The sequence below is a fragment of the Streptomyces sp. NBC_00289 genome (genome assembly GCF_041435115.1).
Classification (GTDB): domain Bacteria; phylum Actinomycetota; class Actinomycetes; order Streptomycetales; family Streptomycetaceae; genus Streptomyces.
Genome location: NZ_CP108046.1, coordinates 2,190,206 through 2,216,747, shown reverse-complemented (window position 1 = coordinate 2,216,747; position 26,542 = coordinate 2,190,206). Strand labels below are relative to the sequence as shown.

The window sequence follows — 26,542 nt, the reverse complement described above, 5'->3', positions numbered from 1 at the left end:
TGATGTTCGACTCCGTGCGCGACGACCTGCGCGCCACCCTGGACGAGATCCGCGCCGCGGGGCTGCACAAGCCCGAGCGCGTGATCGGCACCCCGCAGTCCGCGACCGTCGCCGTCACGGCCGGCGGCCGTCCGGGCGAGGTCCTCAACTTCTGCGCGAACAACTACCTGGGTCTCGCCGACCACCCCGAGGTCGTCGCCGCCGCCCACGAGGCGCTGGACCGCTGGGGTTACGGCATGGCCTCGGTGCGCTTCATCTGCGGTACGCAGGAGGTGCACAAGGAGCTGGAGGCCCGCCTCTCGGCCTTCCTCGGCCAGGAGGACACGATCCTCTACTCCTCCTGCTTCGACGCCAACGGCGGCGTGTTCGAGACGCTGCTCGGCCCCGAGGACGCGGTGATCTCCGACGCCCTCAACCACGCCTCGATCATCGACGGCATCCGCCTGTCCAAGGCCCGCCGCTTCCGCTACGCCAACCGTGATCTCGCCGATCTGGAAAGGCAGTTGAAGGAGGCCACCGAGGCCGGCGCCCGCCGGAAGCTGGTGGTCACCGACGGCGTCTTCTCCATGGACGGCTACGTGGCGCCGCTGCGCGAGATCTGCGACCTCGCCGACCGCCACGACGCCATGGTCATGGTCGACGACTCGCACGCCGTCGGCTTCGTCGGCCCCGGCGGCCGCGGCACGCCCGAGCTGCACGGGGTGATGGACCGCGTCGACATCATCACCGGCACGCTGGGCAAGGCACTGGGCGGCGCGTCCGGCGGCTACGTGGCGGCCCGCGCGGAGATCGTCGCCCTGCTGCGCCAGCGCTCCCGCCCCTACCTCTTCTCCAACACCCTCGCCCCCGTGATCGCGGCGGCCTCGCTGAAGGTGCTGGACCTGCTGGAGGCGGCGGACGACCTGCGCGTCCAACTGGCCGAGAACACCGCCCTGTTCCGCCGCCGGATGACCGAGGAGGGCTTCGACGTGCTGCCCGGCGACCACGCCATCGCGCCGGTGATGATCGGGGACGCGGCGCGCGCGGGGCGCCTGGCGGAGCTCCTGCTGGAGCGCGGCGTGTACGTCATCGGCTTCTCGTATCCGGTCGTGCCGCAGGGCAAGGCGCGTATCCGGGTGCAGCTGTCCGCAGCGCACTCGACGGCGGACGTGAACCGCGCGGTCGACGCGTTCGTGGCGGCGCGGGCCGAGCTGGAGGCCTGAGCAGGCGGATTCCCGCCATTTGAGAGAATCGGTCCCATGATCGAGGCGCGGCGGCTCCACATCCTCCGTGCGGTGGCCGACCACCGCACGGTGACGGCGGCTGCCGCCGCGCTGTATCTCACCCCGTCCGCCGTCTCCCAGCAGCTCACCGCCCTGGAGCAGGAGACCGGCCACCGGCTGGTCGAGCGCGGCGCCAAGGGTGTACGGCTGACCCCGGCCGGCGAGATCCTGCTCGGCCACACCAACGCGGTCCTGGCCCAGCTGGAGCGGGCGGAGGCGGAACTGGCCGCGTACAGCTCGGGCGCGGCCGGCACGGTCACGGTCGCCGCCTTCGCGACCGGCATCGCCCTGGTCGTCGCCCCGGCGCTGGCCCGTCTGACCGTCTCGGCGCCCGGTATCCGCCTCCGTGTCCAGGACGCCGAGGGCGACGCGAGTCTGCCGATGGTGCTGGACCGGCTGGTGGACGTCGCGGTCGCCGTCGAGTACCGCGGGGCCCCGCCGGCCGACGACCCCCGGCTGACGCACGTGCCGCTGTACGCCGAGCCCTTCGACGCGGTCGTGCCGGTCACCCACCGTCTCGCCGACACCGACGAGGTCCCGCTCGCCGAGCTGGCGAAGGACCCGTGGATCGGCCCCTACCCCGGCAACCCGTGCCATGACGTGGTGGTGCTGGCCTGCGAGAACGCGGGATTCCAGCCTCGTCTGGAGCACTCCTCGGACGACTTCCGCGCGGTCGTCGCGCTGGCGTCCGCCGACGCGGGCGTCGCCCTCGTACCCCGCTCCGCGCTGCGTGGCATGGACCTCACGGGTGTGGTCGTCCGGCCGGTCGACGCGGTGGCGCCGACCCGACGGGTGTTCGCGGCGGTGCGGCGCGGCGCCGAGGACCACCCCTTGATCCGTCCGGTGCTGGACGCCCTGGCCGAAGCGGCCGGCCCGTAACCTGTCCGTCTCATATCCGGGATAGCATCCCGGATATGAGACGCGAGGCGACACCCGACCCGCCCGAGGCGAACTCGGCGCCCCTGCCGGATCCCGTGCCGGTGCCGCGTTCCGTCGACGCCGTGCGGCTGGACGCCCGACTCGACACCCGGCTCGGCGCCCGGCTTGCCGAGCTGAGGGCCGAACGCGGCTGGTCCCTCGGCGAGTTGGCCGAGCGCAGCGGGGTGAGCAGGTCCACCCTGTCGCGGGCGGAGCGGGCGGAGATCAGCCCCACCGCCTCCCTGCTGAACCGCCTGTGCGGTGTGTACGGCCGGACCATGTCCCAGCTGCTCAGCGAGGTCGAGACGGCCCCGGCGCCGCTGCTGCGGGCCGCCGAGCAGCCGGTGTGGGAGGACAGGGCCTCCGGGTTCGTACGGCGATCCGTGTCCCCGCCGCATGAGGGGCTGCGGGGTGAGCTCGTCGAGGGGCGGCTCTCCGCGGGCGCCGACATCGCCTACGACCGGCCGCCCGTGCCCGGTCTCGAGCAGCACATCTGGGTGCTGGAGGGGGCGCTCGAGGTGACGGCGGGAGAAGCCGGGCACCGTCTCGACGCGGGGGACTGTCTGCGGCTTCGCGTCTGGGGGCCGACCCGGTTCCGCTGCGCCGACGCCGCCGGGGTGCGCTATCTGCTGGCGGTGGTGCTGCCGTGACCGTGACCCGACTGGATGGGGATCAACTCGCCCAATGCATCGACGAGTTGGCCACTCTGCTGATCGACGCCGTGGACGGCGGCGCCTCCGTCGGTTTCCTCGCGCCGCTCGACCACGCGGCGGCCGCCACGTGGTGGCGGGGGCGTGCCGAGCCGGTGGCCACGGGCCGGCTCGCCGTGTGGGCGGCGCGCGACGGGGCCAGGGTGCTCGGCACCGTGAGTCTGGCCTTTCCCGACAAACCCAACAGCCGGCACCGTGCCGAACTGGTCAAGCTGATGGTGCACCGGGACGCCCGCGGCCACGGCCTCGGCCGCACGCTCCTGGAAACGGCCGAGTCCGCGGCCGCCGCGACGGGTGTCACCCTGCTCCACCTGGACACCGAGACCGACAGCCCCGCCGAGTCGCTGTACCGCTCGGCCGGTTGGACCCGGGCCGGAGTGATCCCGGACTACGCGGCGGAACCGGGCGGGCTCCTGCGGCCGACGACGCTCTACTACAAGCACGTGAAGGCGTTGCCGGCAGCCGTGGACGAGGCCGCCGGTGCCGCCGGGCGCCCTCTGGCCAGGTGACTGTCAGTGCGAGCGGCTACGGTGCCTGTCATGCCGGACGCCGAAGACGTACGCCGTATCGCCCTGTCCCTGCCGGAGACGACGGAGAAGACCGCCTGGAACATGCCCACGTTCCGGGTGGCGGGGAAGATGTTCGCCACACTCCCCGAGGACGAGACGTCCCTCGCGGTGCGCTGCCCCAAGGAGGAGCGTGACGAGCTGGTCCTGGCCGAACCGGCGAAGTTCTGGATCGCCGACCACGAGGCGCAGTTCGCCTGGGTGCGGGCCCGCCTCGCCGGCATCGAGGACGAGGCCGAACTGCGCGACATCCTCGCCGACTCCTGGCACCAGGCGGCCCCGCCCCGGCTGATCGAGGACCACCCCGAGCTGGGGTTGCCGGCGGACTGATGGCGACCGGGCCACGGGTCGTGCGGCTCGGGCCCGCACGAAAGGGGTGCGCGACCACCAACCCGAGTGCGGTATTGTTTCCCTGCACGTTCGGCCAGGGGAAACCCCAGGTCAGACGGACACCGGGACGTGGCGCAGCTTGGTAGCGCACTTGACTGGGGGTCAAGGGGTCGCAGGTTCAAATCCTGTCGTCCCGACGGTGCGAAGGGTCTTCGCAGGCGAGAGCCTGCGGGGGCCCTTTTTGCGTGGCCTTGTTCCGCGTGACCCCTTTCGCCTGAGGCGCGCCCGCCGTCCCTCTCCGCCCTTCGCCCTTCCTCGCTCCTCCTCCGCCCTTCCTCCTCCCCTATCCGCTAACATAGAATAATTAGATAGATGAATGAGCTAGTGGTGGCGAGGAGTGGCCGTGGACTTCGGGCTGACCGACGAGCAGGACATGTTGCGCGCGACGGCACGGCAGTTCGTCGCCGACGTGTGTCCGGCCGAGAAGGCGAAGCAGTGGGACGAGGAGGGCGTCGTACCCCCCGAGCTGTTCGGGGGCATGGCCGACCTCGGATGGTTCTCCCTCCCCTTCAGTGAGGACGAGGGTGGGGACGGCGGCGGGCCGATCGAACTCATCCTGATCGCCGAAGAGCTGGGACGGGCCAGTTTCGACGTCGCGATGTGCTACATCGGGGTGCTCATCCCCGGCATCACGGTGTTCCGGTGGGGCAACGAGGCCCAGCGCGCCTTCATCCGCGAGCAGGTCATGACGGGACGCCACCGGCTCGCCGTCGGACTCAGCGAACCGGACAGCGGGTCCGACGCCGCCGCGCTGCGCACCAGCGCCGAGGAACACGGCGACCACTTCGTGGTCCGCGGCCAGAAGGCGTGGTGCACCGGCGGCGGGCTGCCCGACACGACCATCGCCACCTATGTGCGCACGGGCCCGCGCGAACCCAAGCACGGCGGCATCAGCCTGCTGCTCGTCGACCCCTCGACGAAGGGCGTCGAGGTGCGCCGCACGCCCACCCTGGCCCGGCACATCCTGGGGACCAACGAGGTCTTCTTCAACGACGCCCTGGTGCCCAGGGAGAACCTGGTCGGACCGCGCGACGAGGGCTGGAAGGTCATGCTCTCCAACATCGAACTGGAGAAGGTGATCATCACCGGCGGTTACCTCGGCGCCGCCCAGGCCACCCTGGACGAGATGCTGGAGTACTCCCGTACCCGGCACGCCTTCGGCCGTCCGATCGGCAACTTCCAGGCGCTGGCCCACGCCATGGCCGACCTGCAGACCGAGATCGACTCCGCCCGGCTGCTCGCCTACCGGGCCGCCTGGCTGCTCGCCCAGGGCAAGCCGTGCACCCGCGAGGGCTCGATGGCCAAGCTGAAGGGTTCGGAGACCTACGTGGCCGCCGCCCGGCTCGGGATGCAGGTCTGCGCGGGCCACGGCTTCTCCACGGAGAGCGTGATGAGCTTCCGCTACCGGGAGTCGATCGTGGCCACGATCTCCGGCGGGACCAGCCAGATCCAGCGCAACGGCATCGCGCGCAGCATGGGGCTGCGGACCTACTGAGGACTACTCGGCTCCGGTGCCCGTGGACGTGTCGGCACCGGAGCCGCCCTGGCCGGCCAGCCACGCCTGGTGCCGGGCGAAGTGGCCCTGGTCCCGGGTCACCCAGATGCCGGAGGCCCGGGCCAGCACGGCGCGCGTCGGCAGCAGCACCATCTCGCCCCTGATGTACCAGCGCGAGCCCTCCCGCCGCTCGACCCAGGCCCGCACCTCCAGCGGCCGCAGTACCGGCACCGGTTTCACGAAGCTCACGGTCAGTTCAGCCGTCACGCTCAACACCCGGTGGAGCAGCGGGAGATGGCCGAGGCAGTCGTCCAGCACGGCAGCCGTCCAGCCGCCGTGCGCGACGTCGGGGCCGCCCTCCTGATCACGGGGGCAGGTGAGCTCGAAGAGGGCCGCGCCCTCCTCGTCGAGCCGCTCGTGCTGCACGCCGAGGCGGCAGGCGCCGGCGACGCGGCACGCACCGCACAGCGCCACCCCGCCGGGGGTGCGGGGCGGCTCCTGGAAGTCCGCTCCCGCCCAGTGACCGCCCGGCGGGGTGGCCGCCGGCTCGCCGGTACTCGTCGACATGCCGTAACTCCTCGGATCAGACATCGGCAAGCAGCGGGCGCAGCTTCCCGGCGATGAGCTGGACCTGGCGGGCCACCATCTCCTCGGGCATCCCGGCCAGTGAGGCCCACAGGAACACCCCTTCGGCCGGCAGTCCGGCGACGTACCCCTTGATCGCGTCGGCGATGTCCTGCGGGGTGCCGTAGAGGAACTGGCCGACGCCGGTGGACCGGAGGCCCTTCTCCCGCCACTTCTCGGGGTCGATCGGCCGCGGGGCGGGCTGGTCGGTGCCCTCGACCATGTACCGGCGGTAGCTGTCCCACTGGTAGGCCAGGTGCTTGCGCACCACCGGCCAGTCGCCGTCCGGGTCCTCGGTGACGAAGGTGGTGAACGAGCCCTGCATCCGGGCCGTCGACAGGTCGTATCCGCTCTCGGCGAGTCCGTCCCGGTACGGGGTCAGCAGGGCGGGGTTGAGCGACAGCAGCCCGGTACCCAGCCGGCCGGCCCGCCGGGCGCCCTGCGGGCCCTGGTAGCCGAGCCAGATCGGCAGCGGGTCCTGCACCGGGCCGGGGGTGACCAGGGACTCCGCCCACAGGCCCCGGATCTCCCGCACCCGTTGGTCGGTCGTGGAGTAGCGCTTGGTGAGATCGCCTCCGTACAGCGCGTACTCGGGCACGCGGTAGCCGGTGCCGAGCCCGAGGTCCAGGCGCCCGTCGCTGATGATGTCCACGATCGCGGCCTGTTCGGCCAACTCGGGTGCCGCGTGCAGCGGTGCGGGGATCACCGCGGTGCCCAGGCGCACCCGCCGGGTACGGGCGGCGACCGCGGCCGCCATGGTGAGCGGCTGCGGGAGGTACCCGTCCTCGAAGCCGTGGTGCTCGGAGAACCACACCGAGTCCAGACCCAGCCGGTCCGCCTCCTCGCACATCTCCAGCGCGAAGCCGTAGACCCGCGACCAACTCTGCCGCCACGGCGGGGGGTTGCGCAGATCGAAGTAGATGCCCACCTTCATGGGGGACCGCCTCCTGTGGTGTTGTCGGCCGCCAGCCGGACCGTCGCCCGGGCGACGGCGATGCCGCGCCCGGGCGGCAGCAGCCGTACCGGCCTCAGTTCCAGTGACTCGATCTCGGGCAGGTCCTCGACCATCGCCGAGATCCGCAGAACGGTTTCCTCCAGCGCCGCCAGATCCACTCCGGCACCGCCCGCCCGGCCGTCCAGCAGGGGAGCCGCCCGCAGCGAGCGGACCATCTCCCGGGCGTCGCGGTCGGTCAGCGGGGTGACCCGGTGGGCGACGTCCGCCATGAGGTCGGCGTAGTCGCCCGTCAGGCCGAAGGCGATCACGGGGCCGAACACCGGGTCCGCGCTGACCGAGAGGAACGCGTCCGGGCCGGGGCCGGGACCGGTGTCGCCGACGGCGATGCCGTACGCGTCCAGCAGCTCGGCGACGAGCGGTGCGGGCGCGGGACCCGGCGCCCGCCCGGCGACGAGAGCGCGGCCTCGGTCGGTGTCCACCCCCGGGAGATCCGGGACGACGCCCGCGGGCGTGCCGCGCCAGGCCTGGTAGGCCGCCGCGTGGCCGAGCGAGGTCGCCGCCGCCTCGGGGAACGTGTACGTCGGTACGACCAGGCCGTCCCGGTGCAGCAGGTCGGCGACGCCCGCGCCGCCGAGGAAACTGGTCACCACCGGCTTCGCGGGCGCGGCGGCCGCCGCGTCGAGGATCGCCGAGGCGACCTCGTCGGGCTTGTCCGCGAGCGGCGGCATGAACAGCACGACGGCGGCGTCGATGCCGTCGTCGGCGAGCACCGCGTCCAGGGCCTGCCGGTAGTGCGCGGCGGTGGCCATCGGAGTCAGGTCGACGGGGTTGGCGACCTCCGCCCGGGGCGAGAGGGCCGCCCGCAGCGTCCGCCGGGTGCGCTCACCGAGTGCGGGCACGCTCAGGCCGCTGCCCGCGCACGCGCCGACGGTCAGCGCCGCGGGGCCGCCCGCGTTGGTGATCACGGCGACCCGGTTGCCGGGCGGCGGGGGCTGGTGGGCCAGCAGCAGCGCCACGTCGAACAGTTCCTGGAGACTGCGGGTGCGGATCACCCCGGACTGCGCGAACAGGGAACTCACCGCCGAATCCCCGTGGCCGGGGTGCACCGCGACGATCGGCTTGCGCGGCGCGACCCGGCGGGCGATCCGGGCGAAGCGGCGCGGATTGCCGAAGGTCTCGACGTGCAGCAGGATCACCGAGGTCGCGGGATCCTCCTCCCACCACTGAAGGAGGTCGTTGGTCGACACGTCGACGGCGTGGCCCACCGACACGAAGCCGGAGAAGCCGAGCCGCAGCCGCCGGGCGAAGTCGAGCACCGCGAGCCCCAGCGGCCCGGACTGGCTGGACATCGCCACCCGGCCCGGCGTCGGCAGAGCGGGCGAGAAGGTCGCGGCCAGCCGGGCCGCGGGCGTCGTGTTGACCACGCCCATGCAGTTCGGGCCCACCAGCCGCATCCCGGAGGCGCGGGCGAAGCGGGCCAGTTCCAGTTCGGTCGCCCGCCCCGCGGCGCCGGCCTCCCCGAAACCGGCCGAGACGACGACCACCGCCTTGACCCCGGCCTCCGCGCACTCCCGTACGACCCCGGGCACCGCCTCGGCCCGCACGGCCACCAGCGCCAGGTCGGGCGGTTCGGGAAGCTCCCGCACGCTGGGGTAGGCGCGTGCTCCGGCGATGCGCCCGGCCCGCGGGTTGACCGGGAAGACGCCGCCGCGGAAGCCGCCCCGCAGCAGGTTGGCCACGATCTCGTGACCGATCGTCAGGGGGTCGCGGTTCGCGCCGATCACCGCCACCGAGCGCGGTTCGAGCAGCGGCCGCAGGGAGCGCCGTACGGCCGTGTGCTCGCGGCGTTCGGCCCGCGCCGTGGCCTGGGCCTGCGGGTCGATGGCGATCTCGAAGTGGATGATCTGGCCGGGCGGTCCGGTCTCGATCCGGTAGCCGGAGCTGAGGAACACGTTGATCATGCGGGTGTTGTCGGCGAGGACGTCGGCCTCCAGCACGCGGATGCCCCGGGCCCGCGCGGCCGCCGCGATGTGTTCAAGCAGCAGCCGGCCGAAGCCCTCGCTCTGGTGGTCGTCGCGGATGGTGAACGTGACCTCGGCGTGCTCCGGCTCCTCGGGGTCGCGGGTGTAGCGCACCAGGCCGGCGATCTCCTCGCCGGCCAGGGCGACCAGCGCGAGCTCGTTGAGGTAGTCCACGTGCGCGCCGCGCCGGATGACGTCGTCACGGGCGCGGACCACCGGGCCGAGGGAACGGTAGGCCAGGGTCGCCCGGGACAGACCGCCGACGAAGGTCACCAGGCGGTCGGCGTCCTCGGGCCGGATGGGCCGGACGAACGTCGACCGCCCGGTCCGGACGAGCCCGGGGCGTTCCAGGTCCTCGGGGTACGACGGTTCCCGGTCCTCGGGGTACGGCCGTTCCCCGTTCTCGGGGTGCGGGGGAGTGGTCACATGGTGTCCTGTCCGACGCGGGCGCCCTCGGCGCCGCTCAGACGGCCGCCTCCTGGGGGGTCTGCGCCGGCAGGTCGAAGAGCTCGTTGAAGGTGCCGCGGGTGACACGCTCGCGGATGTCGTCGGGCACACCGTCGAACAGCTCGTGCAGCGTGGACTGGGTGTGGCCGTAGGTGCCCTCGAGGTGGGGGTAGTCGTCGCCCCACATCACGTTGCGGTAGCCGGTCGACTCGACGATCTCCACCGAGCTCTTGTCGTGCTGGAAGGAGGCGTACACCTGTTGCCTGATGATCTCGCTGGGCAGCCGGTCCAGCTTCGGCCGGACGAACATGCCGTGCTGGCGGTAGGCCTCGTCCATCCGGTCGCCGATGGCCGGCACCCAGCCCGCGCCGCCCTCCGCGATGAGGATCTTCAGGTCCGGGTGACGGTCCAGGGCACCGCCCGCGACCATGTGCGACACCACGCGCATGCCCGGGTAGGTGGTCTCCATGTAGTTGACGACGGCGCCGCCCGGGCCGCGGAAGACGACGTTCTCGCCGCCGGTGCCGATGTGGAAGCCGAGCACCAGCCCGGTCCGCTCGGCCGCGGTCCACAGCGGCTCCCAGCGGTCGAGGGCGTACTCCTCGCCGGGGCGGGTCCCGCACGGCAGGAAGACCGACTGGAAGCCCATTTCGGCCACCCGCTCGATCTCGGTGACCGCGTCCTCGACGTTCGCGGTCGAGACGCAGGCGGGGGTGATGACGCGCTTGTTCTTCCCGAGGACCTCGGAGTGCGCCCAGTCGTTCCAGGCCCGCACGGTCTCCCGGGCGAGCTCCCGCTCGGTGATCGACGGCAGCCAGAACCCCATGGAGGGGAAGGCCAGTTGGCCCCAGACGCCTTCCTGGTCCAGGTCCTTGAGCCGGACCTCGAGGTCCCGGGCGCCCGGCGGCCGCATGGCGTCCATGAAGTCGTTGAGCTGGCGGTCGATGCGCTCCCCGTCGATGTAGAGCACCTCGTACTTCTCGCCGCGTTCGCTGCGCGGAGCCCGGTCGGCCAGGCGGGGCGGCAGCGCCTCGGTCCACAGGTCGTCCGGTTCCATCACGTGGGAGTCCCCCGAGTTGACCCAGATCTTCGTCATGGCACTCCTTCGGGTCAATGGATGCAATCAGTTAAACAGTTTAGGTGTATCGATGGCCGGGTGGAAGGCCGGGAGGGGCCCGGATCAGCTACGGCGCCGCTCGATCTCCTCGACCAGCTGGGGAAGGACCTGGAAGAGATCCCCCACCACGCCGTAGTCGGCGAGCTCGAAGAGGGGAGCGTCCGCGTCCTTGTTGACGGCGACGATCGTCTTGGAGGTCTGCATACCCGCGCGGTGCTGGATCGCCCCGGAGATGCCGGCGGCGAGGTAGAGCTGCGGCGAGACCTGGGTGCCGGTCTGCCCCACCTGGTGGCTGTGCGGGTACCAGCCGGCGTCCACCGCGGCACGGGACGCCCCGACGGCCGCGCCCAGGGCGTCGGCGACCCGCTCGATCACCGCGAAGTTCTCGGCGCCGTTGACCCCGCGGCCGCCGGAGACCACGATGTCGGCCTCGGTCAGCTCGGGCCGGTCGCCCCGCTCGCGCGGGGTGCGGGACAGGACCCGGACGGCGGCGGAGGCCGGCCCGAAGACGACGTCCGGCTTCTCCACGACGGGTGTCACGGGCGCCGCTTCGGGGGCGACCGCGTTGGGCTTGACCGTGATGACCGGCACGCCCTCGGTGACGTGCGCGGTGACCTGGTACGTCGCCGCGAACGCGGACTGCTCGGTGACCGGGCCGTCCGGGCCGGCCGTGACGTCGACCGCGTCGGTGACGAGCCCCGACCCCAGGCGGAGCGCGAGCCGGGCGGCGGTCTCCTTGGCGTCCGGGTCCGAGGGCAGCAGGATCGCCGCCGGGGCTGCCCCGGCGGCGATCGCGGTGAGGGCGTCGACGGCCGGGGTGACCAGGAACTCCTGGACCTCGGGGGCGTCCACGACGTAGATCTTCCGTGCGCCGTACCGGCCGAGGGCCTCGGTCGCGGTGTCCGCGCCCGGGCCCAGGAAGACGGCCGACGGTTCACCCAGGCGGCGTGCCAGGGTGAGCAGTTCGAGGGTCGTTTTGCGCACAGCGCCGTCGGTGTGGTCGACGAGGACGAGGATCTCGGCCACGGTGATGCACTCCTCTTGCCGGGAACGGGTCTGATGTGAGGGGGAGGGGGAAAGAGCCGGGGGCCGGGGTGGGCCGGCGCCGGTCAGACGAACTTCCTCGCGGTGAGGAACGCGGCCAGCGCGGTGCCGCCGGTACCGTCGTCGGCGACGATCTCGCCCTTCGTGCGGGCGGGGCGTCTGGTGGCGGTGTCCACCGCCGAGCGCGCGCCGCCGCGGCCGACCTGCGCGGGGGCGATGCCCAGGTCGGCGAGGTCGAGGGTCTCCACCGGCTTCTTCTTCGCGGCCATGATCCCCTTGAAGGAGGGGTATCGGGCATCGCCGGAACGGTCGGTCACCGACACCACGGCCGGCAGGGCCGCGTCGATCCGTACGGTCGCGCTGTCGCCCTCGCGGCGGCCGCTCACCGTGCCGCCCTCGACCGTCAGTTCCTCGACGTGGGTGACCGCCGGGACACCCAGCCGTTCGGCCAGCAGCGCGGGTACGACGCCCATCGTGCCGTCCGTCGAGGCCATCCCGCAGAGCACGAGGTCGAAGCCGTGCCGCTCGATGGCCCGGGACAGGACGAGTGAGGTGCCGAAGGCGTCGCTGCCCTCGATGTCCTCGTCGCTCACATGGATCGCCGAGTCGCCGCCCATGGCGAGCGCCTTGCGCAGCGCGTCCCGTGCGTCCTCGGGACCGACGGTGAGATAGCTGATCTCGGCGTCGACGCCCGACTCGGCGATCCGCAGGGCCTGCTCGACGGCGTACTCGTCGAGCTCGGACAGCAGGGAGTCCGCCGACTCGCGGTCGGTGGTGCCGTCCTCGGTGAAGGTGCGGTCCGCGCCCGCGTCAGGCACGTGTTTCACACAGACAACGATCTTCACAGCACCCTCCAAGAGGTCTAATGAGTGTTAATAGTTAACTATATATGCGGCCAGAACGCGAGGTCCGGGTTCGAATCCGTCGAATTGGTTGACTGATTGCGCTGATAGCTGGAAGATCTGGTGAGCTGAGCCGCGAGGAGGCGACATGGTCGACGACAGGGACACCAGTGACAGGTACTTCGAGCCACAGGTGGAGACCATGCCCCGCGAGGAGCTGCGGGCGCGGCAGGAGGAGCGGGTGGTCGAACTCGTCGAGTACGCCTACGCCAACTCCTCCTTCTACCGTGAGCTCTGGGACGAGCACGGGGTCCACCCGCGCGACGTCCGCTGTCTGGAGGACTTCCGGGCACGCGTCCCGTTCATCACCAAGGACATGGTGCGCGCCAGCCGGGCCCGCACCGGCGACCCCTTCGGCGGCCTGCTGTGCGTCCCCGCGGAGGAGCTGACCTCGGTCTCCTCCAGCTCGGGCACCACCGGCGCCCCGGAGTTCTTCGCCGAGATCTGGCAGGACGCGCCGCCGCTGGTGACCGCGCAGGTGCGTGACCTATGGGAGCTGGGCCTGCGCCCCGGCGACCGGGTGCTCAGTCCGCCCGGCACCATGCGCAACTTCATGGACTCCGGCTACCAGGCGCTCGGCGCGGTCGTCATCGAGGTGAACACCTGGCTCGGCAACATGCGCGAGGTCGTCGAGGCCCTGCGCACCTACCGCCCGGCCTACCTCCAGATGATGTATCCGCAGATGGTGGAGCTGGAGCGGCTGGCCGAGCAGGTCGACCTGAAGGAGGCCTTCTCCTCCCTCAAGGGCGCCTCCTGCGCCGGACAGCCCCTCAGTCGGAAGATGCGCGAGCGGATCCGCGACGACTGGGGCATCGACGTCTACGAGTACACCAGCGCCGCCGACACCGGCACCGCGTGGGAGTGCCGCGAGCACGACGGCTTCCACCTCTGGGAGGACACCGTCTTCGCGGAGTGCGTGGACGTCGGCGAACACGGCTGGCGCGACACCGCCGAGACGGACCTCGGCGAACTCGTCGCCACCGACCTGGACAACCGCGCCGCCCCGCTGATCCGTTACCGCAGCGAGGATTTGGTCCGGCTGTCCCGCGACACCTGCGGCTGTGGGCGCACGCACGCCCGCATGTGGGTGGCGGGGCGGCGCGGTGACGAGACGCTGGTCCAGGGGCGGTCCGTGGTCCTGCGGGACATCTGGCAGGCGGTGGAGGACCAGCCGGAGACGGCCGCCGGTGTCTTCCAGATCGTCCGGGACCGCCGCGAGGTCGACGAGCTGCGGCTGCGCGTCGGCTACGACCCCCATCTCACCGACGACGTGGACGCCCTGGCCGGCCGGCTGGGCGCGGCCGTGCGCGAGCGCACCGGGGTCAAGCCGGTGCTCGACATGCGCACCGAGGAGGACCTGTTGAAGACCATGACCAGCGTCGCCAAGTTCCCCCGGGTGGTGAAGAGCTGATGGCACGCGCCGACACCCTCGCCCGGGCGAAGACCCTCGACCGGCCCGAACTCGCCTACCTGGTCCGCTTCCGCGCCGCCGACGGCACCACCGACATGGAGCTGACCTGGGCGGAACTCGCCCGGGACACCGTGTGGGTCACCGAAGGCCTGCGCGGGCACGGCCTGGCCGCCGGGCAGCGGGCCCTGCTCAACAACTCCGGCTTCGAGGGCTTCTGGGGTCACGCCGTGATCGGCGCCCTGCGCGAGCTGAAGGTGACGTACGGCATCGCCGAGGCGATGGGCTGGGACCACCGCCGCACCGCGGTCTTCCACCGCGAACTGAACCCGCACGCGGTCATCGGGCTGTCCGCCGAGACCCTGGAGGGACTCGCGGGCGCCGCCGACATCGCCGAGATGTTCCGGTCGACGTCCGTCGTCCTGGCCCGGCCCGCCGCCCTGCCGGTACTGCGCGGACTGGGCGTCCCCGCCGCCCTGATCACGGCCGTCGGACCGGCTCTCGCCCTGGAGTGCCCCGAGCGCCGTGGCGGGCACGTCAACGCCGCCGAGTGGCGGATCGGCGAACGGGACGGGGAGCTGTTCGTGGCGGCGGGCGAGCAGCGCACGTCGTCGCTGCCCGAGACGCCGCTCGGCATCGCGGGCCGCGTGGTCACCGGCAGGTGTGCCTGCGGCGGCGAGGATCCGCGGGTCCTGCTCGCCGAGGCCGACCCGTCACTGTCACCAAGGAGCTGAGTATGTCTGAACGAGTGGTCGACGGCCGTGTCGTCGTCGTCACCGGCGCCGGCAACGGCATCGGGCGGGCGCACGCACTGGCGTTCGCCGCGCACGGCGCGAAGGTCGTGGTCAACGACCTGGGCGGCGGGCGGGACGGGGCGGGTGCCTCGGCCGGGCCCGCGCAGAGCGTGGTGGACGAGATCGTCGCGGCCGGCGGCGAGGCGGTGGCCAACGCCGACGACATCTCCTCCTGGGACGGTGCCGCCCACCTGGTCCGGCAGGCCGTGGACACCTACGGCGGCCTCGACGTGCTGGTCAACAACGCGGGCATCCTGCGCGACCGGATGATCGTGTCGATGACCGAGCGGGACTTCGACAGTGTGCTCGCCGTGCACCTCAAGGGCAGCTTCGCCACCCTGCACCACGCGGCCGCCTACTGGCGCGAGCGCGCCAAGTCCGGTCTGGCCAACGACGCCCGGGTGATCAACACGACGTCCCCGTCCGGCATCTTCGGCAACCCGGGCCAGTCCAACTACGGCTCGGCCAAGGCCGGAATCGCCGGCCTCACCCTCATCGCCGCGGCCGAACTCGCCCGCTACGGCGTGACGGTGAACGCCATCGCGCCCACCGCGCTGACCCGGCTCACCGAGGACATCGAGATGATGAAGCGGGCCGCCGAGGCCCAGGACCTCACCCCGGAGGCCATCTCCCCGCTGGTGGTGTGGCTCGGCTCGGCCGCCTCCCGCGAGGTCACCGGCCGGGTGTTCGGCGTCGTCGGCAGCCGCATCACGGTCCTGGAGGGGTGGGTCAACGGCCCCGCCGCGAGCACGGAGTCCCGGTGGACACCGGAGGAACTGACCTCCGTCGTCCCGAACCTGGTGGCCAAGGCCGCTCCCAACGCGGACGCCCTGGGCAACCGGAACGGAGCCTGAGATGACCACGGCACAACGACCGGTCGCCGAGGGCCTGTTCACCTGGCCGGCCACCGAGTCCGCCCCGCCCCGGCTGATCGCCTCCGAGTGCGCGGACTGCGGCCTGGTGAGCTTCCCCTCCGCCGCGGACTGCGTCAGGTGCGCGAGCCGGGAGTCGAAGGAGCGGCTGCTGTCGGACCGCGGAACCCTGTGGACGTACACGACCCAGGGCTTCCGGCCGCCGTCCCCGCCGTACGACGGCCCGGCGGCCTTCGAGCCGTACACGGTGGGCTACGTCGAGCTGCCCGGTGAGCTGCTGGTCGAGGCCCGGCTCACCGAACCCGACCCGGACAGGCTGCGGATCGGGCAGGACATGCGGCTCACGCTCGTGCCCTACACCGTGCAGGACGACGGAACCGAGGTCATGACGTTCGCGTTCGCCCCGGCCGAGGAGGAGACATCGTGACCGAGGCCGTCATCATCGGGGTGGGACTCCACCCGTTCGGCCGGTTCGCCGGCAAGCCCGCGCTGGACATGGGCGCGGACGCGGTACGGCTGGCGCTCGCCGACGCGGGCGTGACCTGGCCGCAGATCCAGGGCGGCTACGTCGGCAGCTACGAGGTCGCCAACCCGGACGCGATCGTCGGCCGCCTCGGCCTGACCGGAGTGCCGCTGCGCGGGGTGTTCAACGGCTGCGCCACGGCCGGTACGGCGGTGGCACTGGCCGCGCGTGCCATCGAGACCGGCGAGCACGACCTGACTGTCGCGATCGGCATGGACAAGCACCCGCGCGGCGCGTTCGCCGCCGACCCGTCGGTGGCCGGCATCCCCGCCTGGTACGGGCAGACCGGGATGTTCCTCACCACCCACTTCTTCGGCATGAAGATCAACCGCTACATGCACGACCACGGCATCTCCCACGAGACGCTGGCGCGCGTCGCGTCGAAGAACTTCGGCAACGCCGCCGGCAACGACAAGGCCTGGCGCCGCACCCCCCTCACCCCGGAGGAGATCCTCGCCTCCCCGGTCCTCAACCACCCGCTGCGCCAGTTCATGTACTGCGGCCCCAACGAGGGTGCCGCGGCCCTCGTGCTCTGCCGCGCCGACCAGGCACACAAGTACACCTCCACCCCCGTCCGGGTCCGGGCCACCGCCCTGCGCAGCCGCCGGCTCGGCGCCTTCGAGGTGCAGAGCCCGTCCTTCCCGGTCGGAGAGCTCGTCGAGAGCCCGACCGTGGACGCCTCCCGGGCGGCGTACGAACTCGCCGGCATCGGCCCCGAGGACGTCGACGTCGCCCAGCTCCAGGACACCGACGCCGGGTCGGAGGTCATCCACATGGCCGAGAACGGCCTCTGCAAGGACGGCGAGCAGGAACGCCTCATCGCGGAGGGCGCCACCACGATCGGCGGCCGGCTCCCGGTCAACACCGACGGCGGCCTGCTTGGCAACGGCGAACCGATCGGCGCCTCCGGGCTCCGCCAGATCCACGAGATCGTGCTCCAGCTGCGCGGCACGGCCGGCAACCGGCAGATCTCCGGCACGCCCCGCGTCGGCTACACCCACCTGTACGGCGCGCCGGGCGTGTCGGCGGTGACGATCCTCTCGACCTGACTCGTTCGGAGCGCACACGCGATGGCAGACAACACGCAGGACTTCGCCGCCGAGGCGCGCCGCTTCCTCGACGCGCACGTGGCGAAGGCCCCCGATCCCGCCGCCTTCACCTGGGGCGAGGGCGACGACTCGACGGCGTACTTCAGCAGCCTGCCGCCCGAGGAGGACCGGGAGCACGTGCAGCGGGCGCGGGAGTGGCAGCGGATCCGTCACGAGAACGGCTTCGGCTGGATCACCGGCCCGCCCGAGTACGGCGGCCGCGGCCTGACCCCCGTGCACGACCTGGTCTACGACGCCGTCGAGGCCGAGTACGACGTCCCCGACACCGGTGTGCTGAGCGTGGTGGGCCTCGGCATGATCGGCCCGACGATCCTCGCCCACGCCCAGCCGCACCTCAAGGACCGCTGGCTGCCGGCCATGTACCGCGGGGACGCCATCGCCTGCCAGCTCTTCAGCGAGCCCGGCGCGGGATCGGACCTGGCGAGCGTGGCCACCCGCGCCGTCCGGGAGGGCGACGAGTGGGTCCTCGACGGCCAGAAGGTGTGGACGTCGGTCGCCCAGCACAGCCAGATCGGCATCGCGCTGACCCGCACGAACACCGACGCGCCCAAGCACCGCGGCATCACGGCCTTCCTGGTCCCGATGGACGCGCCCGGCGTGGAGGTCAGGCCGCTGCGCCAGATGACCGGCGGCGCCGACTTCAACGAGGTCTTCCTCACCGGCGTCCGCATCCCCGACGACCACCGCCTCGGCGAGGTCGACGGCGGCTGGACGGTCGCCCTGACCACGCTGATGAACGAACGGGCCACGGTCGGCAGCGAGGGCGCGGGCCCGGTGGGCGCCGCCCTCTCCCCGGACCGGCTCTCGGCGCTGATGCGCGCCACCTGGACCTGGGACGACCGTGCCCTGCGCGCCCGCCTCGCCGAACTCCTGGTGGACGCCATGGCCACCGGCCACCTCAACGCGCGCGCCGGGCGGACCCTGCGGGCCGGGGTCGCGCCCGGCCCCGAGAGGTCCGTCTCCAAGCTGATGTACGCCCAGAACCTGACCCGCGCCGCGCACTTCGTGTCCGACGTGCTCGGCCCCCGCCTCATCGCCGACACCGGCCGGTGGGGCACCTACGCCTGGACCGAACTGCTGCTGGCCACACCGGCGTTGCGGATCCTCGGCGGCACCGAGGAGATCATGAAGAACATCCTCGCGGAACGCGTCCTCGGCCTGCCCAAGGAACCCGTGAGCACCGCTGCCAAGGAGGTGCGGCCGTGACCGCCGACGAACGTGAGCTGCGGGAACTGCGGTCCGCCGTCAGGGAGTTCCTGGAGGCCAAGTCGCCCGAGGAAGCCGTCCGCAAGCTGATGGAGAGCGAACCGCGCTTCGACACGGCGGTGTGGGCACAGGCCGCCGACCAACTGCGGCTGCCCGGCCTGGCGATCCCGGAGGAGTACGGCGGCGACGGCTTCGGCCTCGTCGAACTCGGCGTCGTCCTGGAGGAGACGGGCCGCGCCCTGCTGTGCGCGCCGCTCTTCTCCACCGTCGTCCTGGCCGCCCAGGCCCTGCTGGCCTCGGGTGACCGCGAGGCCTGCGCACGCCATCTGCCGGGCATCGCCGCCGGACGGACCACGGCCGCCCTCGCCGTCGCCGAGGACAGCGGCTCCTGGGACCCCGCCCTGATCTCCGCCCGGGCCCAACCCGACGGCGACGGCGGCTGGCGGATCGGTGGGGGCAAGTGCTTCGTCATCGACGGTACGACGGCCGACCTGCTCCTCGTGGTCGCCCGCACCGTCGCCGGCCCGTCCCTGTTCGCCGTCGACCGGCAGGCCCCGGGGCTGGCGGCCGAGCCCATGGAGACGCTGGACGCCACCCGCGCCATGGCCCGGCTGACCCTCGACGGCGTGCCCGCCGTACTCGTCGGCACGGAAGGGGCGGCCGGCCGCGTCATGGCCAGGGTCCTGGACATCGCCTCGGTCGGGCTGGCCGCGGAGCAGGCGGGCGGGGCACGCCGGTGCCTGGAGGCGAGCGCGGAGTACGCCCGCACCCGCTACCAGTTCGGCCGGCCGATCGGCTCCTTCCAGGCGGTCAAGCACAAGTGCGCCGACATGCTGGTCCAGGTGGAACTGGCCGAGGCGTCCGCCCGCGAGGCGGCACGGCTGGCCGCGGAGGACTCTCCCGAGTTCCCGGTCGCGGCGGCGGTGGCACACGCCTGCTGCTCACGGGCGTACGTGTTCGCGGCCGCGGAGAACATCCAGGTGCACGGCGGCATCGGCTTCACCTGGGAGCACCCGGCGCACCTGTACTTCCGGCGGGCCAAGTCCTCGCAGCTCCTGTTCGGCGGACCGGCGGTCTACCACGAGCGGCTGCTGGACCGCCTCGGCATCTGACCGGGCCGCCCGGTCACCGCACCGGGCGGCGGCCGCCGCTCACGACCACTTCCCCACCTGATTGGTGCTGCCCGCGCAGCGCCGGCCCTGGACCGTCCGGCCGTTCTTGCCGGACGGTCCAGGGCATCCGCCTCCAGGCAGAAGCCGTCCGGGACGCTGAGCAGCGTACGGCCGCCGCCGGCACCGGAGTCGCCGAGCGTTGCGCGGGGAGGCCGTCGCAGCTTCTGCCGCGGATCTTCTGGCCGTTCCGGCCGGTGAAAACGCCGAGTTGCCCCCCTCCCAGGGGAAGGGGGGGCGGTGGTCACCGGGTGTCTCAGCCGCGCGCGGCCTCGCCGAGCAGAGCCTTCGCGATGATGACCTGCTGGACCTGGCTGGTTCCCTCGTAGATGCGGAACAGGCGGGCGTCGCGGTAGAAGCGTTCGACGGCGACCCCGCGCATGTAGCCCGCGCCGCCGTGGACCTGCACCGCGCGGTCCGCGACCCGCCACACCATCTCGCTGGCGAAGTACTTCGTGCAGGACGGGCCGATCTTGGTGTCCTCGCCGGAGTCGAAGCGCCGCGCGGCCTCCAGAACCGTGGCGCGCCCGGCGTAGTAGTCGGTCTGCGAGTCGGCGATCAGGCCCTGGACGAGCTGGAAGGAGCCGATGAGCTTCCCGGACTGCCTGCGCGTGCTCGCGTACGCCACCGACTCGTCGACCAGCCGCTCGGCCATGCCGACCATCAGTGCCGAGATGTGCACCCGCCCGTGCGCGATACAGCCCATCGCGGTGCCGAAGCCCCGGTTGAGACCCTGCTCCTCGCCCCCGACCAGGGCGTCGGCCGGTACGCGTACGTCGTCGAAGAACACGTCCGCCGTCCAGGCACCGAACTGGCCCATCTTGTGGTCCTTGGGCGCCACGGTGAGGCCCGGCGTGCCGGCCGGGACCAGGAAGGTGGAGATGCCCCGGGTGCGCGGGGCGTCGGGGTCGGTGCGGGCGAAGACCATGAAGACGTCGGCGAGCGGGGCGTTGGTGATGTACCGCTTGGCACCGTTGATCACCCAGTCGTCGCCGTCCCGGTGGGCGCGGGTCGTCAGCGTCGACGGGTCGGAGCCGGCCTCGGGCTCGGTGAGCGCGAACGACGCCAGGACGTCGCCCGAGGCGATCCGCGGCAGCCACCGCGCCTTCTGTTCCTCCGTGCCGCCGACCATCAGCACGTGTCCCGCGATGCCGTTGTTCGTGCCGAACATCGAGCGCAGCGACGGTGTGGTGTAGCCCAGCTCGAACATCAGCCGGGCCTCCTCGTACATCGACAGCCCGAGCCCGCCGTACTCCTCGGGCAGCGCGAAGCCGAACAGGCCCATCTTCTTGGCCGCCTCGCGGATGTCCGCGGGCATCTCGTCCGTCTCGTCGATCTCCGCCTCGAGCGGTACGACACGCTCGCGCACGAAGCGCCGGACCTCGGACAGCACCGCGCTGAAGTCATCCGCGTCCATGTCGACTCCCTTGTTGCCCATATCCGATGTCAGTCATCTGTCCGCTCCGGCTCCGCCGTCCCGGCGGGCTCCGCGGGCTTCGGCTCCGGCCGGTAGCACGCGGCCAGCAGCGCCACGGCCCCGGCCGTACCGAGACCGGCTGCCAGCAACGCGGCCCCGGTGCCCGCGTGTTGGCGCTTCAGGAGCCCGTCGAGCGAGTACCGGCCGTGGCCCAGGGCGGCCAGCGCGACGGCCGCGCCGCCCACCACACCCGTGTACTCCCAGCCGCCCTTGAAGACGAAGAAGCCCTTGCCGCGGTGGTCGGTCCGGGCCGCCACGGTCATCAGACCGACGGCCGCCGCCGCCGGGAGCGGACCGGCCGCGCCCACGGCGATGCCCACGCCCGCCGCCACCTCGGTCGCGGCGGCCATCCGGGCGTGCGCCCGCGCGGGCCGCAGGCCGAGCGCCTCGAACCAGCCGGTGGTCCCGGTCAGCCCGCCCGGTCCGGCGACCTTGTTCCAGCCGTGGGCGACCAGCATCGGGCCGAGCGTCGCGCGCAGCACGAGTGCCGCGACGTCGTGGCCGCGGGCGGTCACTGCCCGGCCCCGGTGGCCCGGCCGGCCGGAGCGGCACCGTACAACTCGGGTACGGCGTCGATGAGTTCCTCGGTCGTCAGGGCCCCGCCCGACCGGCTGGGGTGCACGCCGGCGACCGTCCAGCCTCGCAGGCGGTTCAGCTTGTGGCCCTCGATGCGCAGCACCTGGCCGGTGAGCCAGGCCGCCTCGTCGGAGGCCAGGTAGACGACGACGCCGGAGGCGTTCGCGGGGTCGCCCGGGTCGAAGCCGCCCTGCGCCGGGACCGGTTGCCCCACCGCGAGGTCGGCCGTCATCCGGGTCGTGGCGATGGGCGAGATGGCGTTCGCGGTGACGCCGTACCTGCGCATCTCCAGGGCGGTGATGACGGTCAGCCCGGCCACCCCGGCCTTCGCGGCGCCGTAGTTGGACTGGCCCTGGTTGCCGAACAACCCGGTCCCGGACGTCGTGTTGATGACGCGGCCGGCCACGCGCTCACCCCGTTTGGAGGCCGCCCGCCAGTAGGCGCAGGCGTGCCGGGTGAGCGCGAAGGTGCCTTTCAGGTGCACCGCGATGACGGCGTCGAACTCGGCCTCGGTCATGGAGAAGAGCATGCGGTCGCGCACGATGCCCGCGTTGTTCACGATGACGTCGAGGCGGCCGAACTCCGTGACCGTGTCCGCCACCATCGCCTCGATGGCGTCCCAGTCGGTGACCGAGGCGTGGTTGGCCGTCGCCCGGCCGCCGAGCTTGGTGATCTCGGCGACGACGTCGTCGGCGGGGGAGTCCCCCGTCCGCTCGCCGTGCACGCCCGAGCCGAGATCGTTCACCACCACGGTCGCGCCGGCCTCGGCGAGCGCCAGGCAGTGCGCCCGGCCCAGCCCTCTGCCTCCGCCGGTCACGATGGCGACCTTGTCGTCGAGGATGCCCACGACCTACCTCCTGAGCTGATGTACGGGGTCAGTTGAGTTCGCGCAGTACGTCGTCGGTGTGCTCGCCGAGGGTCGGTGCCCCGGCGCGCGGCTTGTCGTCGACGCCCCAGAAGCTGACCGGTGTGGCCACCGTCCGCAGGGGCGGCGCGTCGCCCATGCCGGGCTGTTCGACGAACGCGCCCACCGCCTCGGCCTGGGGATCGGCCGCCACCTCCGCGAGGGTCTGCACGGGCGCCCACCACACGCCCTCGGCGTCGAACCGCTCGGCCCACTCGGCAAGCGGTCGCTTCGCGAACTCCTCGTCGAAGGCGGCGATGAGTTCGCGCACGTGGCTGCGGCGGGCCTTGCCGGTGGCGAAGCGCTCGTCCACCGCGAGGTCCTCACGCCCGAGCGCCTTGACGACGCCGGGCCAGTGCCGGTTGCCCTCCAGGCCGACCAGCCACAACCAGCGGTCGTCGGCGGCCCGGTAGCAGTTGTAGAGGGGGGACTCGTGTTCGGTCCGAGGGCGGGTACGGCCGCGCCTGCCGAAGAAGTTCTGCAGGGCGAGGTCGTTGCCGTTGGCGTAGGTCCCCGAGCGCAGCAGGGACACGTCGACCACCCCGCCCTCGCCGGTGCGGGCCCGGCGCAGCAGCGCGGCCAGCACACCGGCCACCAGGTTGGCCGCGGCCGTACGGTCGCCGAGGCCGGGCCGGATGCCGGGCGGGGGCTCGCCGGCCGGGTTGAGCATGGCGGCGATGCCGGGCCGGGCCCAGAAGGCGGAGACGTCGTAGCCGGCCCGGTCGCGCTCGGCGCCGCTCCAGCCGTAGCCCGTGAGCGTGCCGACGACCAGGCGGGGATGACGGACCCGCAGTTCGTCCGGGGCGAGGCCCAGCCGCTCCAGGGCGCCGGGGCGGAGGTTGGTGACGAACACGTCGGCGCGCGCCAGCAGTTGCTCCAGCACGTCCTTGCCCTCCTGCGAACGCAGGTCGAGGACGATGCCGCGCTTGCCGCGGTTGTCGGTCTCGAACGGGGGCGCGCTGTCGATGTCCTGGCCGACGTGCCGCAGTGTGTACCGGTTGGGGTCGCCGGTGGGTGCCTCCACCTTGACCACGTCCGCGCCCCAGTCGGCCAGCATGGTGGCCGCGGCCGGGGCCGCGACCCACATGCCCAGCTCGACGACGGTAAAGCCCTCCAGTGGCCGCACGGCCCACCTCCACGCCTGGTTCGGATCTGTCGGTCTGTCGGGACGGGGCTCGCTACACGCCGCGGAACTCTCCGGGCCGGCGCTCCCGGAAGGCCTTGAGGCCCTCGACCCGGTCCTCGGTGGAGAACAGCACCGAGACGGTCTCGCGCTCGTAGGCGATCGCCGCCGTGAGGTCCATGCCGAGCCCGTGGTCGACGAGCCGCTTGCCGGCCGCGAGCGCGAGCGGGGCGCCGGCCGCGAGCCGCACGGCCAGGGCCTCGGCGGCCGCGAGCGTGCCGCCGGGTTCGGCGACCTCGTTGACCAGGCCGAGCTGCCAGGCGCGTTCCGCGTCGAGGGGCTCGCCGGTGAGGATCATCTGCTTGGCGACGGCCGGCGGCAGCAGTCGCGGCAGCCGCTGGGTGCCGCCCGCGCCGGGGAGCACTCCGAGCTTCATCTCGGGCAGGCCCAGCCGGGCGCCGCGTTCCGCCACCCGCAGGTCGCAGGCGAGCGCGAGTTCCAGGCCGCCGCCGAAGGCGAAGCCGTGGACGGCGGCGACCGAGGGCTTGGGAAAGTCCTCGAGGAGCGCGTACGCCTCGGTCAGCCTGCCCACGAACGCCCGGAACTGTCCGGGCGTGGTGAACGACTCGATCTCGCCGAGGTCGGCACCGGCCGAGAAGGCGCGGCCCGCGCCGGCCAGCACGAGGGCGCGGACGTCGTCGTCGTGCCGCAGATCCTCCAGGGCCCGCGTCAGCTGCTCGGCGGTGTCCGACCCGACGGCGTTGAGCCGCTCGGGCCGGTCGAGGGTCAACACGGCTATGTGGTCGCGGAGTTCCACCCGCAGCACACTGCTCATCCGGCTCACCTCAGACCATCGTGAGGCCGCCGCTGACGGACAGGGTCTGTCCGGTCACGTACGCGGCGGCGTCGGACGCGAGGAAGGCCACCACGTCGGCGATCTCGGTGGGGCGGGCCACGCGGCGCAGCGGGATCGCCCGCACGGTGGCGTCGTACATCTTCTGGCTGTACTCGGCGACCTGGCCGAGCAGCGCGGTGTCGGTGGGTCCGGGGCAGACGGTGTTGACGGTGATGTCGTGCCGGGCGACCTCGCGGGCCAGTGCCTTGCCGAAGGCGATGACGCCGCCCTTCGTCGCGGAGTACACCACCTCGCCGGAGGAGCCGACCCGGCCGGCGTCCGAGGCGATGTGGATGACGCGGCCGCCGCCGCGCTCGATCATCGAGTCGAGGACGGCCCGGGTCACCGTGATGGTGCCGCGCAGGTTGACGGCGATGATCCGGTCCCAGGTCTCCTCGTCGCTGTCCACGAAGCGGCCGATGACGTCCACGGCCGCGTTGTTGACGAGGATGCCGACCGGGCCGAGTTCGGCCTCCGCCCGGCCGACCGCGGCGCGTACGGCCGCGCTGTCGGAGATGTCCGCGCCGACTCCCGCGGCCCGCACCCCGTACTGCTCGGTGAGCCGGGCGGCGACCTTTCCGGCGGCCTCCGCGTCCACGTCGCAGACGGCGACCGAGGCCCCGCCGACGGCCAGCGCTTCGGCGATCGCCTCGCCGATGCCCCGCCCCGCGCCGGTGACGAGTGCCACCTTCTCCCGTACGCTCACGCGTCCTCCCGCTCTCGTGACCGGACCGTCGACCATCCGACGTTTCAGCTCTATCATATAACTACTTCAGCTAAATAATCGAGATCGTTGAACACCGACCGATGGTCGCCGAGGGACTGGGGACGAGCATGCGCCGTACGATCTTCACCGAGGAGCACGACCTGTTCCGGGACACCGCCCGCACCTACTACCTGCGCGAATGCGCCCCCCACGCGGAGCAGTGGGAACGGGACGGCCAGGTCAGCCGGGCCGCGTGGGCGGCCGCGGGCAAGGCCGGACTCATCGGCTGGCAGTTCCCGGAGGAGTACGGCGGCCAGGACATCCAGGACTTCCGCTACAACGCCATCATGGCCGAGGAGATGCACGCCACCGGCACGGTCGGCATCGGGCTCGGGCTGCAGAACGACGTCATCCCGCCCTACCTCATGCGTCTGACCACCCCGGAGCAGAAGGCCCGCTGGCTGCCCGGGGTGATCAGCGGCGAGACGATCTGCGCGCTCGCGCTCTCGGAGCCGTCCGCCGGGTCCGACCTCAAGGGCATCCGCACCACCGCCCGCCGGGACGGCGACGAGTGGGTCGTCGACGGGTCCAAGACCTTCATCACCAATGGCATCCTCGCCGACCTCGTCATCGTCGCCTGCAAGACCGACCCCGAGGCCGGGCACAAGGGCATCAGCCTGATCGTCGTCGAGCGTGGCACCGAGGGCTTCGAGCGGGGACGCAAGCTCGACAAGGTCGGGATGAAGGCCCAGGACACCGCCGAGCTGTTCTTCCACGAGGTCCGCGTTCCGGCCGAGAACCTCATCGGGCAGGAGAACCGCGGTTTCTACCACATGATGGGCAACCTGCCGACCGAGCGGCTCGCCATCGCCGTCGCCTCGCTGGCCTCGGCCGAGCGGGCCTTCGAGCTGGCGCTGGACTACGCCAAGTCCCGCACCGCCTTCGGTCAGCCGATCGGCGAGTTCCAGGCCAACCGGTTCGCCCTCGCCGCGATCAAGGCCAAGCTGGGCGCCGCCCGGGTCTACCTCGACGGCTGCATCATGGCGCTGTTCCAGGGCGAACTGACCGCCGAGGAGGCCGCCGCCGCGAAGTACTGGACCTCGGAGACCGGCTGGGAGGTCATCGACCGCTGCATGCAGCTCTTCGGCGGCTACGGCTACGTCAACGAGTACGAGATCGCCCGCATCTGGCGCGACAGCCGGGTGCAACGGGTGTTCGGCGGGACCTCGGAGATCATGCAGGAGATCATCGGCCGTTCGCTGGGGCTGTGAGGAGGGGTTCCGGTGGTGCCCCACTCATTGACTGTAGTGGATAAATAGGTTAGCTATT

26 protein-coding genes and 1 tRNA gene are annotated in these 26,542 nt (G+C 72.4%); 15 read left to right on the top strand and 12 right to left on the bottom strand.

The window, feature by feature from the left end; translation table 11 throughout:
- Nucleotides 1–2: 2 nt before the first annotated feature.
- The 7 genes from OG985_RS10545 to OG985_RS10515 all read left to right on the top strand — a co-directional run bounded on the left by OG985_RS10545 (nucleotide 3) and on the right by OG985_RS10515 (nucleotide 5,341).
- Nucleotides 3–1,202, top strand: coding sequence for a glycine C-acetyltransferase (locus OG985_RS10545; protein WP_371674328.1), 1,200 nt, complete (start codon nucleotides 3–5; stop codon nucleotides 1,200–1,202).
- Nucleotides 1,203–1,238: 36 nt separating this feature from the next.
- Nucleotides 1,239–2,141: a LysR family transcriptional regulator gene (locus OG985_RS10540; protein WP_371668010.1), complete on the top strand. Its 903-nt coding sequence runs from the start codon at nucleotides 1,239–1,241 to the stop codon at nucleotides 2,139–2,141.
- 35 nt (nucleotides 2,142–2,176) lie between these two features.
- Entirely contained in the window at nucleotides 2,177–2,830 is a 654-nt protein-coding gene (locus OG985_RS10535) for a helix-turn-helix domain-containing protein (RefSeq protein WP_371668009.1), read from the top strand.
- Nucleotides 2,827–3,399, top strand: coding sequence for an N-acetyltransferase family protein (locus OG985_RS10530; protein WP_371668008.1), 573 nt, complete (start codon nucleotides 2,827–2,829; stop codon nucleotides 3,397–3,399). Before OG985_RS10535 ends, OG985_RS10530 begins: the two co-directional genes overlap by 4 nt.
- A gap of 30 nt (nucleotides 3,400–3,429) precedes the next feature.
- Nucleotides 3,430–3,786 carry an MmcQ/YjbR family DNA-binding protein gene (locus OG985_RS10525; RefSeq protein ID WP_371668007.1) on the top strand — a complete coding sequence of 119 codons (357 nt, stop codon included), beginning with the start codon at nucleotides 3,430–3,432 and terminating at the stop codon, nucleotides 3,784–3,786.
- 123 nt (nucleotides 3,787–3,909) lie between these two features.
- Nucleotides 3,910–3,983: transfer RNA gene (locus tag OG985_RS10520), tRNA-Pro, on the top strand.
- Between the two features lie 206 nt (nucleotides 3,984–4,189).
- Entirely contained in the window at nucleotides 4,190–5,341 is a 1,152-nt protein-coding gene (locus tag OG985_RS10515; RefSeq protein ID WP_371668006.1) for an acyl-CoA dehydrogenase family protein, read from the top strand.
- Nucleotides 5,342–5,344: 3 nt separating this feature from the next.
- On the opposite strand, the gene OG985_RS10510 is transcribed toward OG985_RS10515, so the two are convergent.
- The 6 genes from OG985_RS10510 to OG985_RS10485 all read right to left on the bottom strand — a co-directional run bounded on the left by OG985_RS10510 (nucleotide 5,345) and on the right by OG985_RS10485 (nucleotide 12,376).
- Entirely contained in the window at nucleotides 5,345–5,908 is a 564-nt protein-coding gene (locus OG985_RS10510; RefSeq protein ID WP_371668005.1) for a PaaI family thioesterase, read from the bottom strand.
- Between the two features lie 16 nt (nucleotides 5,909–5,924).
- Entirely contained in the window at nucleotides 5,925–6,899 is a 975-nt protein-coding gene (locus OG985_RS10505) for an LLM class flavin-dependent oxidoreductase (RefSeq protein WP_371668004.1), read from the bottom strand.
- Nucleotides 6,896–9,367 carry a GNAT family N-acetyltransferase gene (locus OG985_RS10500; protein WP_371668003.1) on the bottom strand — a complete coding sequence of 824 codons (2,472 nt, stop codon included), beginning with the start codon at nucleotides 9,365–9,367 and terminating at the stop codon, nucleotides 6,896–6,898. Before OG985_RS10500 ends, OG985_RS10505 begins: the two co-directional genes overlap by 4 nt.
- A gap of 37 nt (nucleotides 9,368–9,404) precedes the next feature.
- On the bottom strand, nucleotides 9,405–10,484 hold the full coding sequence (locus OG985_RS10495) for an amidohydrolase family protein (protein WP_371668002.1): 1,080 nt from the start codon (nucleotides 10,482–10,484) through the stop codon (nucleotides 9,405–9,407).
- 84 nt (nucleotides 10,485–10,568) lie between these two features.
- On the bottom strand, nucleotides 10,569–11,531 hold the full coding sequence (locus tag OG985_RS10490) for an electron transfer flavoprotein subunit alpha/FixB family protein (RefSeq protein ID WP_371668001.1): 963 nt from the start codon (nucleotides 11,529–11,531) through the stop codon (nucleotides 10,569–10,571).
- Nucleotides 11,532–11,614: 83 nt separating this feature from the next.
- Nucleotides 11,615–12,376: an electron transfer flavoprotein subunit beta gene (locus OG985_RS10485; RefSeq protein WP_371668000.1), complete on the bottom strand. Its 762-nt coding sequence runs from the start codon at nucleotides 12,374–12,376 to the stop codon at nucleotides 11,615–11,617.
- Nucleotides 12,377–12,539: 163 nt separating this feature from the next.
- Here OG985_RS10485 and OG985_RS10480 point away from each other — a divergent pair, with 163 nt between their 5' ends.
- Genes OG985_RS10480 through OG985_RS10450 form a run of 7 tightly spaced genes read left to right on the top strand, consistent with a single transcriptional unit; the run spans nucleotide 12,540 to nucleotide 19,475 of the window.
- Nucleotides 12,540–13,862, top strand: a complete 1,323-nt coding sequence (locus tag OG985_RS10480; RefSeq protein WP_371667999.1) for a phenylacetate--CoA ligase family protein — start codon at nucleotides 12,540–12,542, stop codon at nucleotides 13,860–13,862.
- Nucleotides 13,862–14,593 (top strand): hypothetical protein, encoded by a 732-nt coding sequence (locus OG985_RS10475; RefSeq protein ID WP_371667998.1) that lies wholly within the window; start codon nucleotides 13,862–13,864, stop codon nucleotides 14,591–14,593. Before OG985_RS10480 ends, OG985_RS10475 begins: the two co-directional genes overlap by 1 nt.
- Nucleotides 14,594–14,595: 2 nt before the next feature.
- Nucleotides 14,596–15,507 (top strand): SDR family oxidoreductase, encoded by a 912-nt coding sequence (locus tag OG985_RS10470; RefSeq protein WP_371667997.1) that lies wholly within the window; start codon nucleotides 14,596–14,598, stop codon nucleotides 15,505–15,507.
- Nucleotide 15,508: 1 nt separating this feature from the next.
- A complete protein-coding gene (locus OG985_RS10465) occupies nucleotides 15,509–15,952 on the top strand; it encodes a Zn-ribbon domain-containing OB-fold protein (RefSeq protein ID WP_371667996.1) in 444 nt (147 codons plus the stop codon).
- Nucleotides 15,949–17,097: a thiolase family protein gene (locus OG985_RS10460; RefSeq protein WP_371667995.1), complete on the top strand. Its 1,149-nt coding sequence runs from the start codon at nucleotides 15,949–15,951 to the stop codon at nucleotides 17,095–17,097. Before OG985_RS10465 ends, OG985_RS10460 begins: the two co-directional genes overlap by 4 nt.
- 21 nt (nucleotides 17,098–17,118) lie before the next feature.
- Nucleotides 17,119–18,363, top strand: coding sequence for an acyl-CoA dehydrogenase family protein (locus tag OG985_RS10455; protein WP_371667994.1), 1,245 nt, complete (start codon nucleotides 17,119–17,121; stop codon nucleotides 18,361–18,363).
- On the top strand, nucleotides 18,360–19,475 hold the full coding sequence (locus tag OG985_RS10450) for an acyl-CoA dehydrogenase family protein (RefSeq protein ID WP_371667993.1): 1,116 nt from the start codon (nucleotides 18,360–18,362) through the stop codon (nucleotides 19,473–19,475). The genes OG985_RS10455 and OG985_RS10450 overlap by 4 nt, the downstream gene beginning before the upstream one ends.
- A gap of 313 nt (nucleotides 19,476–19,788) precedes the next feature.
- Here OG985_RS10450 and OG985_RS10445 read toward each other — a convergent pair whose 3' ends face one another.
- The 6 genes from OG985_RS10445 to OG985_RS10420 are packed head-to-tail and all read right to left on the bottom strand — an operon-like array spanning nucleotide 19,789 to nucleotide 25,213.
- Nucleotides 19,789–20,949 (bottom strand): acyl-CoA dehydrogenase family protein, encoded by a 1,161-nt coding sequence (locus tag OG985_RS10445; protein WP_371667992.1) that lies wholly within the window; start codon nucleotides 20,947–20,949, stop codon nucleotides 19,789–19,791.
- A 29-nt stretch (nucleotides 20,950–20,978) separates the two neighbouring features.
- Entirely contained in the window at nucleotides 20,979–21,524 is a 546-nt protein-coding gene (locus tag OG985_RS10440; protein WP_371667991.1) for a DoxX family protein, read from the bottom strand.
- A complete protein-coding gene (locus OG985_RS10435; protein ID WP_371667990.1) occupies nucleotides 21,521–22,432 on the bottom strand; it encodes an SDR family NAD(P)-dependent oxidoreductase in 912 nt (303 codons plus the stop codon). Before OG985_RS10435 ends, OG985_RS10440 begins: the two co-directional genes overlap by 4 nt.
- Nucleotides 22,433–22,460: 28 nt before the next feature.
- Nucleotides 22,461–23,615, bottom strand: coding sequence for a CaiB/BaiF CoA transferase family protein (locus tag OG985_RS10430; protein WP_371667989.1), 1,155 nt, complete (start codon nucleotides 23,613–23,615; stop codon nucleotides 22,461–22,463).
- A 52-nt stretch (nucleotides 23,616–23,667) separates the two neighbouring features.
- On the bottom strand, nucleotides 23,668–24,447 hold the full coding sequence (locus OG985_RS10425) for an enoyl-CoA hydratase/isomerase family protein (RefSeq protein ID WP_371667988.1): 780 nt from the start codon (nucleotides 24,445–24,447) through the stop codon (nucleotides 23,668–23,670).
- A gap of 10 nt (nucleotides 24,448–24,457) precedes the next feature.
- Nucleotides 24,458–25,213, bottom strand: coding sequence for an SDR family NAD(P)-dependent oxidoreductase (locus OG985_RS10420; RefSeq protein ID WP_371667987.1), 756 nt, complete (start codon nucleotides 25,211–25,213; stop codon nucleotides 24,458–24,460).
- A gap of 128 nt (nucleotides 25,214–25,341) precedes the next feature.
- Here OG985_RS10420 and OG985_RS10415 point away from each other — a divergent pair, with 128 nt between their 5' ends.
- Entirely contained in the window at nucleotides 25,342–26,484 is a 1,143-nt protein-coding gene (locus OG985_RS10415) for an acyl-CoA dehydrogenase family protein (RefSeq protein ID WP_371667986.1), read from the top strand.
- The last annotated feature ends 58 nt before the right edge of the window (nucleotides 26,485–26,542 follow it).

Bases quoted from the DNA above. Each gene is read 5' to 3' on its own strand.
- OG985_RS10545 (WP_371674328.1), top strand. From the start codon at position 3: ATGTTCGACTCCGTGCGCGACGACCTGCGCGCCACCCTGGACGAGATC.
- OG985_RS10540 (WP_371668010.1), top strand. From the start codon at position 1,239: ATGATCGAGGCGCGGCGGCTCCACATCCTCCGTGCGGTGGCCGACCAC.
- OG985_RS10535 (WP_371668009.1), top strand. From the start codon at position 2,177: ATGAGACGCGAGGCGACACCCGACCCGCCCGAGGCGAACTCGGCGCCC.
- OG985_RS10525 (WP_371668007.1), top strand. From the start codon at position 3,430: ATGCCGGACGCCGAAGACGTACGCCGTATCGCCCTGTCCCTGCCGGAG.
- OG985_RS10510 (WP_371668005.1), bottom strand. From the start codon at position 5,908: ATGTCGACGAGTACCGGCGAGCCGGCGGCCACCCCGCCGGGCGGTCAC.
- OG985_RS10505 (WP_371668004.1), bottom strand. From the start codon at position 6,899: ATGAAGGTGGGCATCTACTTCGATCTGCGCAACCCCCCGCCGTGGCGG.
- OG985_RS10495 (WP_371668002.1), bottom strand. From the start codon at position 10,484: ATGACGAAGATCTGGGTCAACTCGGGGGACTCCCACGTGATGGAACCG.
- OG985_RS10480 (WP_371667999.1), top strand. From the start codon at position 12,540: ATGGTCGACGACAGGGACACCAGTGACAGGTACTTCGAGCCACAGGTG.
- OG985_RS10475 (WP_371667998.1), top strand. From the start codon at position 13,862: ATGGCACGCGCCGACACCCTCGCCCGGGCGAAGACCCTCGACCGGCCC.
- OG985_RS10470 (WP_371667997.1), top strand. From the start codon at position 14,596: ATGTCTGAACGAGTGGTCGACGGCCGTGTCGTCGTCGTCACCGGCGCC.
- OG985_RS10465 (WP_371667996.1), top strand. From the start codon at position 15,509: ATGACCACGGCACAACGACCGGTCGCCGAGGGCCTGTTCACCTGGCCG.
- OG985_RS10455 (WP_371667994.1), top strand. From the start codon at position 17,119: ATGGCAGACAACACGCAGGACTTCGCCGCCGAGGCGCGCCGCTTCCTC.
- OG985_RS10445 (WP_371667992.1), bottom strand. From the start codon at position 20,949: ATGGACGCGGATGACTTCAGCGCGGTGCTGTCCGAGGTCCGGCGCTTC.
- OG985_RS10425 (WP_371667988.1), bottom strand. From the start codon at position 24,447: ATGAGCAGTGTGCTGCGGGTGGAACTCCGCGACCACATAGCCGTGTTG.
- OG985_RS10415 (WP_371667986.1), top strand. From the start codon at position 25,342: ATGCGCCGTACGATCTTCACCGAGGAGCACGACCTGTTCCGGGACACC.